Origin of the sequence: Streptococcus sp. UBA632, from assembly GCF_002300045.1 — a bacterium.
Classification (GTDB): Bacteria; Bacillota; Bacilli; order Lactobacillales; family Streptococcaceae; genus Streptococcus; species Streptococcus alactolyticus.
The window spans coordinates 25,059-34,847 of sequence record NZ_DBPA01000024.1; the positions used below are offsets into that span (position 1 = coordinate 25,059).

At 40.9% G+C, this 9,789-nt stretch carries 7 protein-coding genes; 5 read left to right on the top strand and 2 right to left on the bottom strand.

Annotated elements, in window-relative coordinates; all coding sequences use genetic code 11:
• Positions 1 to 100 precede the first annotated feature (100 nt).
• The gene (gene ppc, locus B3473_RS03135) at positions 101 to 2,926 is read right to left on the bottom strand and encodes a phosphoenolpyruvate carboxylase (RefSeq protein WP_293651175.1); all 2,826 of its coding nucleotides are present in this window, start codon (positions 2,924 to 2,926) and stop codon (positions 101 to 103) included.
• A gap of 226 nt (positions 2,927 to 3,152) precedes the next feature.
• On the opposite strand from ppc, the gene pepF reads away from it, so the two are divergent.
• The 4 genes from pepF to B3473_RS03155 all read left to right on the top strand — a co-directional run bounded on the left by pepF (position 3,153) and on the right by B3473_RS03155 (position 7,183).
• Positions 3,153 to 4,949 (top strand): oligoendopeptidase F, encoded by a 1,797-nt coding sequence (pepF, locus tag B3473_RS03140; protein WP_235280765.1) that lies wholly within the window; start codon positions 3,153 to 3,155, stop codon positions 4,947 to 4,949.
• Between the two features lie 100 nt (positions 4,950 to 5,049).
• Positions 5,050 to 5,931: a glycoside hydrolase family 25 protein gene (locus tag B3473_RS03145; protein ID WP_154454184.1), complete on the top strand. Its 882-nt coding sequence runs from the start codon at positions 5,050 to 5,052 to the stop codon at positions 5,929 to 5,931.
• Positions 5,932 to 6,059: 128 nt separating this feature from the next.
• Positions 6,060 to 6,533 carry an aminoacyl-tRNA deacylase gene (locus B3473_RS03150; protein ID WP_154454183.1) on the top strand — a complete coding sequence of 158 codons (474 nt, stop codon included), beginning with the start codon at positions 6,060 to 6,062 and terminating at the stop codon, positions 6,531 to 6,533.
• 32 nt (positions 6,534 to 6,565) lie between these two features.
• Positions 6,566 to 7,183, top strand: a complete 618-nt coding sequence (locus tag B3473_RS03155; RefSeq protein WP_154454182.1) for a histidine phosphatase family protein — start codon at positions 6,566 to 6,568, stop codon at positions 7,181 to 7,183.
• Positions 7,184 to 7,225: 42 nt separating this feature from the next.
• On the opposite strand, the gene B3473_RS03160 is transcribed toward B3473_RS03155, so the two are convergent.
• On the bottom strand, positions 7,226 to 8,128 hold the full coding sequence (locus B3473_RS03160; protein ID WP_154454181.1) for an HAD family hydrolase: 903 nt from the start codon (positions 8,126 to 8,128) through the stop codon (positions 7,226 to 7,228).
• 165 nt (positions 8,129 to 8,293) lie between these two features.
• Here B3473_RS03160 and lysS point away from each other — a divergent pair, with 165 nt between their 5' ends.
• Complete coding sequence (lysS, locus tag B3473_RS03165) at positions 8,294 to 9,784, top strand: lysine--tRNA ligase (protein ID WP_154454180.1); 1,491 nt, start codon at positions 8,294 to 8,296, stop codon at positions 9,782 to 9,784.
• The last annotated feature ends 5 nt before the right edge of the window (positions 9,785 to 9,789 follow it).

Consider the following 9,789-nt stretch of genomic DNA (forward strand, 5'->3'; position numbering starts at 1 on the left):
AAAAAAGTAAAAGTCTAGCAAGTCTTGCCAAAGTCTGAGCCAAAGTAAAAAAACACCCCTTGGACTTAACCAAGAAGTGCTGCTTCATCTTGCTTTATGATCAGCCTGAGTTACGCAAACCAGTTGCAATACCGTTGATAGTGGTGTGAATGAGTTTTTCGTAATCTTCGTCCAACTCATCGTGGCGTAAACGTTTAATCAATTCAATTTGAATGTAGTTTAAGACGTTGAAGTATGGCAAACGGTAATCAAGGCTGGCACGAAGAGATGGATTGGTTTCCAATAAATCTTCGTGTTGTTCAATAGCTAAAATAACATTTTTAGTGAGTTGCCATTCGTCAAGAATGGTGTTAAAGACATCACGCACGTCTTCATCTTCAGCCAATTGAGCGTATTGGAAAGCAATGTTCATGTTTGATTTTGAAAGAACCATATCTACATTTGAGAGGAGAGAATGGAAGAATGGCCATTTGTCATACATGTGTTGCAATTTCGCCAAGTTACCCTCATCAGCGTCAATAAAGTGTTTGAAGGCAGAACCGACACCATACCAGCCTGGGAACATCACTCGACTTTGTGACCATGAGAATACCCACGGAATCGCACGAAGGCCTGAAATTTCAGTGATGGTTTTACGAGCAGCTGGACGTGAACCGATATTCAAACTTGAAACTTCTTTAATTGGGCTTGCTTCAAAGAAATAATCATAGAAATGCGGATTGCCAAAGACCAAATCACGGTAAACTGTATTTGAATAGCTAACAATGTCGTCCATCGTTGCACGGAACTCATCGATTTCATTAGCATCCGTAATCATGCGTGTTACAATACGGTCAATGGTTGCTGACACCAACATTTCAAGGTTGTAGTAGGCAACGTCTTTATTACCGTATTTGTTTTCAATGATTTCCCCTTGCTCTGTCAAGCGGATGCGGTCTTTAATCGAACCAAATGGTTGGGATGTAATGGCTTCATATGATGGACCACCTCCACGGCCGACTGTACCACCACGACCATGAATGAAGGTTACTTTAATACCACGTTCTGTTCCGATACGAGTCAATTCGTTTTGAGCCTTGTAAAGTGTCCAAACAGATGACAAGTAACCGCCGTCTTTATTACTATCTGAGTAACCAAGCATGACTTCTTGGTAGCCTTTGTTAGCTGCAATCCAACGGCGCACGATGTCGTAATCAAGGTATTCTTCCATGATGCCACGTGAATTTTCAAGGTCTTCGATGGTTTCAAAGAGAGGAACAATTTGAACACGCGCTTTTTGGTTATCAATCAAACCAACTTCTTTTAACATAACCGCTAATTCAAACATATCAGACACGCTTTCAGTGTGTGAGATAATGTGTTGTTTGATGACTTCTTCGCCTAGCTTGTCTTTAAGGTAACGAGCGGTTTTAAAGATAGCCAATTCTTTTTGCAGGAGTTCTGACTTCTCAGCATTTGCTGAAGATAAGGTACGAGGGTCCTCAGTCAGTTCTGTAAGCAAAATCTTGATTTTTTCCTCTTCTGGAAGCTCACTGTAATTATCCACAACGTTTGCTGATCGTAACAATTCTGCCACACAAGCTTCGTTGACGCTTGAATCTTGACGCATATCAATGGTTGCAAGGTAGAAACCAAAAACATCAACTGCTTGGAGCAACTCGCTGAAATCACCTGTTAGCATAGCCTCATCGCCATTATCTAACAATGATTGCTTGATTAAGAGTAAATCATCTTTAAATTCTTGGGCCGTTTTGTAGCTTGGAATTTCATTTTGAAGTTCAGAAGACACGCGAGAGAATTTCTCTTGCAAATACTTGCTGACAACACTAGCATTGTTGGTGCTTGTGTAAACCCCAGAACTAATGTTGTTGCTGCTTTCCAAGATACGTTGTGAAATGCCTGGTCCAGCTTTTAATTCCAACAAGGTTTGAATCAATTTCAACTGAATGTAATGGAAGGCTTTACGGTAAGGCTCATTTTCACGATAAATCGATTTATCTGTTGATAATTCAGCCATTTTTTCCACTTCAGGACTGATGTCTGTAAGAGTTGTAGAAAGTGAGAAGGTACGATAAAGACCTGTTAATTTTTCGATGTAGTAGTTAAGAATAACTTCACTTTGGACAGTGGCAGAAAGTTGCAGAGTTTCTGCTGTAACGTATGGGTTTCCATCACGGTCGCCCCCAATCCACATTCCCATGGTGATTGGTTTTGGATTGTCCAAATCAAGGCCTTTTTCAGCGGCTAAGTGCTTGTATTCTGACGTTAATTTTGTGATGGCTTGAATCAAAGAGGTATTGTAATACTCCATCACGTTGGTGATTTCATTTTTAACCGTCAATTTTTTCTCACGAATAATATCCGTTTGCATGATGATTTCAATGTAACGGCGTAAATCCGTGTACCATTTGTTACGGTTGACAACACCAGCCTTAACATCGCGGTACTTACGCAACAAATCATGAATGTGGTTGGTCAACTCCAAAACGGTTTTACGTTGCACTTGCGTTGGGTGAGCGGTTAATACAGGAACCACGTTCACGTTTTCAAGAATTTCTTTGGCGTTGTCGCTTTCTGAAACCATGTCAACCGTTAGAGAAAGTTTGCCAAGGTAATCCTTGCCCATGTTGTTTTGGTAGTTAATCTCATACGCAAAATCCACATCTTCAGAGATGTTGATTAAAAGTGGTAAAATTGAAAAATAGCGAGATACGACGATCATCTCATCATTCGTTAATTGAGCTACTAATTTTTCAAGTTTGACGTATTCAGAGCTTGCTGATAAGTCGGCGATATTTTGAATTTTGGCAAACACCTCATCGCCAACCATTTGATGGGTTGTATCGTCAAGGATTTGTTTTAACACTTTGACTTCTTCTGTCATTATCGACCGAGTGTTATTATTTTCCAATTTTTTGACTGTCACTCTCTTCACTCCTTTTTGTTTGGATTGGAATCCTTTGTTACAAACGTACCCCTATATCATACCACTTTTTGTAAGGAAAAGTAACCCATTTTCTAATGATTATCCTTGTTTTTATAAATTTTCTGATTTTTTAAATCTTTTTGCTGTATAGCCTGTGCTACTAGGATAAGCTCTAGATTTTTGATATACTTTTGAGGATAAGAACTAAAATGATTGGAGATGACCTATGGAATTGAAAAAACGTTCGGATTTTCCTGAAAATGAATTATGGGATTTGACAGCACTCTATCAAGACCGCGAGGATTTTTTACGAAGTATTGAAAAAACATTAGAAGATATTAACGTCTTTAAGCGCAATTACGAGGGACGCTTGGAAACTGCTGATGATTTTACACGTGCTTTGTATGAGATTGAGCAGATTTACATCGAGATGAGCCATATCGATAACTACGCTTTTATGCCGCAGACAACGGATTTCAGCGATGAATCATTTGCCCAAATCGCACAGGCAGGGGCAGACTTTATGACCAAGGCTAATGTGGCACTCAGCTTTTTTGATACGGCTCTTGCGACTGCTGATTTGGCTATCTTGGACGAATTAGAAGCCAACCCACATTTTAGCGCAGCCATTCGCCAAGCTAAAATCCAAAAGAAACACTTTATCTCACCAGAAGTCGAAAAAACCTTGACTAATCTGGCCGAAGTTTTCAACGCACCGCAAGACATTTACACTAAAATGCGTGCAGGTGATTTTGAAATGGACGATTTTGAAGTGAATGGCAAAACCTACCGCAACTCTTTTGTCACTTATGAAAATTTCTATCAAAATCATGAAGACGCTGATGTTCGTGAAAATGCCTTCCGCTCTTTCTCAGCTGGGCTTAGAAAACACCAAAATGCCGCAGCAAGTGCTTATTTGGCACAGGTCAAATCTGAAAAAATCATGGCGGATATGCGGGGGTACGACTCTGTTTTTGACTACCTCCTTGCCGAACAAGAAGTGGACCGCGATATGTTTGACCGCCAAATTGATCTCATTATGACAGAGTTTGCGCCGATTGCACAAAAATACCTCAAACACGTGGCAAAAGTGAATGGCTTGTCAAAAATGACCTTTGCTGATTGGAAATTGGATTTGGATAGCGATTTAAACCCTCACGTCAGCATTGACGATGCCTATGATTTGGTGATGAAATCCGTTGCTCCGCTGGGTGAGGAATACAGTCAGGAAGTTGCCCGCTACCAAGAAGAGCGCTGGGTGGATTTTGCTGCTAATGCCAATAAAGATTCAGGCGGCTATGCTGCAGACCCATACAAGGTTCACCCATACATTCTCATGAGCTGGACAGGGCGTTTGTCAGATGTCTATACCTTGATTCACGAAATTGGTCACTCAGGGCAATTTATCTTTTCTGACAACCATCAAAGCTACTTCAATACCCACATGTCCACTTATTATGTAGAAGCCCCTTCAACCTTCAATGAATTGTTGCTGAGCGATTATTTGGAACAGCAGTTCGATGACCCTCGTCAAAAACGCTTTGCCTTAGCCCACCGTTTGACAGATACTTATTTTCACAATTTCATCACGCATCTGCTAGAGGCTGCCTTCCAACGTCGTGTTTACACCCTTATTGAAGAGGGCAAAACATTTGGAGCTGAGCAACTTAATCGCATTATGAAAGAGGTTCTCAGCCAATTTTGGGGTGATGCCATTGACATTGATGACGATGCTGCATTGACTTGGATGCGTCAAAGCCACTACTACATGGGACTTTACAGCTACACTTATTCTGCAGGGCTTGTGATTGCAACGGCTGGCTTTTTGAACTTTAAGCAAAACCCAAATGGTGCCCAAGACTGGCTAACCTTCCTCAAATCTGGTGGCTCACGTACACCGCTTGACACGGCTAAATTAATCGGAGCAGACATTTCAACTGACCAACCACTCCGCGACACCATCCAATTTTTAAGCCAAACCGTTGACCAAATCATCGCCTACACCGAAGCCATGACAGTATAAATTTAGACATTTATTCCCATAAGTCATTGCAAATATGACAATTGTATTACAAAAGCGTATTGTTTTGATTTTTAAACCGTTTTACGCTAAAATATGAGTAATGAGAAGACGAATAAAACCTATTGTTGTTGTAGTTTTCTTCGCCCTTTTAGGGCTCCTTCTCGTGATCGGTAAAACGCACTCAGACAGTCTAAAAGAACAACAGTTAATTTCAGCAAAGGCTTCTATTCCGACTTTGAGTGGCACGAGTACCACTACATCAACTTCTGATACTGACAATGATAAAGAGTTTGTTCTTAATCCGATTATCGATATCTCTGGTTGGCAACTTCCAAGCGAAATTGACTATGATACTCTGTCTAAAAATATTTCTGGTGCTATCGTTCGTGTGTACGGGGGATCACAAATTAGTAAAGATAGCAACGCCGCTTATACCACTGGGATTGATAAATCGTTTAAGACCCACATCAAAGAACTACAAAAACGAGACGTTCCAGTAGCGGTTTATAGTTATGCTTTAGGAAGAAGCGTCAAAGAAATGAAGGAAGAGGCCAAGACTTTCTATGAAAATGCTTCGCCTTACAAGCCTACTTTTTACTGGGTTGACGTTGAAGAGGCGACCATGCCTGACATGAATAAGGGAGTCCAAGCTTTTCTTAAAGAGCTCAAACGTTTAGGTGCCGAAAAGGTTGGGATTTACATTGGAACCTACTTCATGGATGAGCAAGAAATCTCTGTTGATGGCTTTGATGCCGTGTGGATTCCTGCTTATGGTTCTGATTCTGGCTACTACAATGCCGCACCACAGACCGATTTAGATTATGACCTCCATCAGTACACGTCGCAAGGTTACCTTAACGGCTTTAATTCGCCTTTAGATTTAAATCAAATTGCCGTGACCAAAGACAAAAAATCAACTTACAAAAAATTGTTTGGTGGCAGTAATAATAAAAGTGACAACAAAGAAGATAGCAATAAATAAGGCTAGGAAAATTCCTAGTCTTATTTTTGTGTGATCTCTTGGGAATTTGTCAAATGCTAACAGATTGATTATAATAAACCTAACAAGGAGCCCTGCGCTTCTACTCTTAACATTAGAAAGTGGTAATGATGTCTAAAAAAGCAAAAATGAAGAAAACCTTAGTGGACCAAATTTTAGATAAAGCCCACATTGAACACGATAGCTTAGCGATTAACGCTCTTGAGGGAGAATTGCCTGAGGGCATTCAAAAATCAGATATTTTTAAAACGCTAGCCTTAACTGGTGACAAGACAGGTCCTGTCATTGGGATTGTTCCTCTCACTGAGCACCTGTCAGAAAAGAAACTTGCCAAAGTATCTGGCAATAAAAAAGTGAGCATGATTCCACAAAAAGACCTGCAAAAAACGACAGGCTATATCCATGGGGCAAATAACCCCGTTGGTATTCGCCAAAAACACCATTTTCCAATTTTCATTGACAACAGTGCTTTAACATTAGGGCAAATGATTGTTTCAGCTGGGGAAGTTGGACGCTCTATTCGCATTGATAGCCAAGTCTTGGCTGACTTTGTCGATGCTCAATTTGCAGATTTATTAGCTTAGTCACACTGAGTGTTAGATGGGAGAATGACCTTATGAAATGTTATTTTGTCCGCCACGGCAAAACCCAATGGAACCTTGAAGGACGTTTTCAAGGAGCAAACGGCGATTCACCCTTGCTAAAAGAATCCATTCATGATTTGGAAAAATTAGGCGATTATTTGCAAGACATCTCCTTTGATGCCGTGTTTTCCAGTGACTTAAAACGCGCTAAAGACACTTGTCAAATCATCATGTCACGCAATCAGCACCCACAAACTATCACTTTTGAACCAGCCTTGCGAGAATGGCACCTCGGCAAATTAGAAGGCAACAAAATTGCGACAATCAGCGCCATTTATCCACATCAAATGCAAGCTTTTCGCCACAACCTAGCCAAATTCAACAACAGCATTTTTGAAGCGGAGTCGGTTTATCAAACCACCAAACGCGTATCAAGTTTCGTCAAATTTTTAAAAGACAAACCCTACCAAAATGTTTTACTGGTGGGGCACGGGGCAAATTTCACGGCTTCCATTCGGACTTTGCTGGGCTATGAACCAGCTGTCTTACGTGCTAAGGGCGGCCTTGACAATGGTAGTTTGACCATTTTGGAAACCGAAGATTTTGAGCATTTTTCATGCCTCAAATGGAATGACACCTCTTACAAATAAGTAAAAAAAGACTCTTGAAAGCTATTCAAGAGTCTTTTTAGATTATCTAGCGTATTTCAAACGCAGGACTTTTTCTTGTTGTTTGTCCAAACGAAGCAAAATCACAACCTTGTCAATGCTGATATTGCTCTCAAGCAGACGTTCTGCTGCCATCATCAAGCCGTTGTTGATGCCTAACTCCAAGATTGGATTTTTCTTATCGTTCACGTCAAAGATGAATTTATTATCAGGAAGATCAAAGAGTACTTTCACCGCTCCATACAATTGCTCAAAGCTATCAATTGCCACGTCATAAACAGGCTTAGTACCAGGTTTTAACTGACGGCCACGGTGATTAAACCACATCGAATGCCAACCACCATTGAAAGCTCCCATGACGTCATTGTCATAAGAATCCCCAACATAAAGCGTTGTCGCAGGGTTCATGTCAAATTGTTCAGCAGCCAGATTGAAAATTTCTTTTTCAGGTTTTTGGAAACCAGTCGCCTGACTAACGATGACACGTTTTGGATCAACGTAATCGTAAAGGCCAAGTTTTTTCACTTTTTTTAGTTGGTGCTCTGTTGGACCATTAGTGATAATGCCCATCGGTACCCCTTTTTCTTTTAGAAAATCAAGGGTCATGCGCATTTCATTAAGCATGGTAATGTTTTCCAACTCTTGCTCGTAAACTTCTTGGAAATCCACACCAGTTACCTCGTCAATTTCACGGTAACCAAACTCTAATAAGGTTTCCTTGCAACGCCAAAAGCGGAAATACTCGGTAGTCCATTCGCCAGCCATCACGCGCGGAAAACCTACATCCGAATAATGACGAAAACGGATATAAGCTTGGCCAATCTTGCTCATATCAAAGTCAGGGAAACACTTTTCAACCGCAATACGATAAGGCGCTTGCTGATCATAAATAGTATCATCGACGTCAAAAACAATTGAAGTAATCATGGTTCTCTTTTCTCTCTAATTATTTACCGCCACATATTATACTATTTTTTAGCCTTATTTTCAATCAAGGACACGAAAACACTTTCTTAACTTCGCCGATAAAATAAAGTGTATTATAGCTTGATTTATGATACAATAGAAAAGACTATTTACTTGGAGGGAAACATGTCAAACGAACACATCGAAGAATTAAATGACCAACAAATCGTGCGTCGTGAAAAAATGGCACATTTGGCTGAACAAGGGATTGATCCTTTCGGTAAACGCTTTGAACGCACAGCTACTTCTGGCCAACTCAAAGACAAATACGCAGACAAGACCAAAGAAGAGCTTCACGATATTAACCAAACAGCTATTATCGCTGGGCGACTAATGACTAAGCGTGGTAAGGGTAAAGTTGGATTTGCTCATATCCAAGACCGTGATGGTCAAATCCAAATATACGTCCGCAAAGACGCTGTTGGAGAAGAAAACTACCAAATTTTCAAAAAAGCAGACCTTGGTGACTTCCTTGGTGTTGAAGGGGAAATCATGCGTACAGACATGGGTGAATTGACTATCAAAGCCACTCACATCACTCACTTGTCTAAATCTCTTCGTCCACTTCCAGAAAAGTTCCACGGCTTGACAGACGTTGAAACCAAATACCGTAAACGTTACCTTGACTTGATTTCAAACCGTGAAAGCTTTGACCGCTTCGTAACACGCTCAAAAATCATCTCTGAAATCCGTCATTACCTTGATGGACTTGGTTTCTTAGAAGTGGAAACACCTGTCCTTCACAATGAAGCTGGGGGTGCTGCAGCTCGTCCATTCATCACTCACCACAATGCCCAAGACATTGACATGGTGCTTCGTATCGCGACAGAACTTCACTTGAAACGTTTAATCGTTGGTGGTATGGAAAAAGTTTACGAAATCGGACGCATCTTCCGTAACGAAGGTATGGATGCCACTCACAACCCTGAGTTCACTTCTATCGAAGCTTACCAAGCTTACGCTGATTTCCATGACATCATGGACTTGACAGAAGGTATCATCCAACACGTTTCTAAAGCTGTTAAAGGCGAAGGTCCTATCTCATATCAAGGTACTGAAATCGCTATTGACAAACCATTTAAACGTGTGCACATGGTGGATGCGATTAAAGAAGTCACTGGTGTTGATTTCTGGAAAGACATGACTCTTGAAGAAGCCCAAGCCATTGCCAAAGAAAAAAATATCCCTGTTGAAAAACACTTCACTTCAGTTGGTCACATCATCAACGCCTTCTTTGAAGAATTTGTCGAAGAAACATTGATTCAACCAACCTTTGTGTACGGACATCCAGTAGAAGTATCACCACTAGCTAAGAAAAATGCTGAAGACCCACGTTTCACTGACCGTTTCGAACTCTTCATCATGACCAAAGAATACGGCAATGCATTCACAGAGCTTAACGACCCAATTGATCAATTGTCACGTTTTGAAGCTCAAGCCAAAGCCAAAGAACTTGGTGACGACGAAGCGACTGGTATCGACTACGACTACGTAGAAGCCCTTGAATACGGTATGCCACCAACAGGCGGACTTGGTATCGGTATCGACCGTTTGGTTATGCTCCTCACAGATACAACAACTATTCGTGACGTCCTACTCTTCCCAACAATGAAATAATTTAG

Coding starts and splice junctions, on each gene's coding strand:
- B3473_RS03155 (WP_154454182.1), top strand. CDS start 6,566: ATGAAATGTTATTTTGTCCGCCACGGCAAAACCCAATGGAACCTTGAA.
- B3473_RS03160 (WP_154454181.1), bottom strand. CDS start 8,128: ATGATTACTTCAATTGTTTTTGACGTCGATGATACTATTTATGATCAG.
- B3473_RS03145 (WP_154454184.1), top strand. CDS start 5,050: ATGAGAAGACGAATAAAACCTATTGTTGTTGTAGTTTTCTTCGCCCTT.
- lysS (WP_154454180.1), top strand. CDS start 8,294: ATGTCAAACGAACACATCGAAGAATTAAATGACCAACAAATCGTGCGT.
- B3473_RS03150 (WP_154454183.1), top strand. CDS start 6,060: ATGTCTAAAAAAGCAAAAATGAAGAAAACCTTAGTGGACCAAATTTTA.
- pepF (WP_235280765.1), top strand. CDS start 3,153: ATGGAATTGAAAAAACGTTCGGATTTTCCTGAAAATGAATTATGGGAT.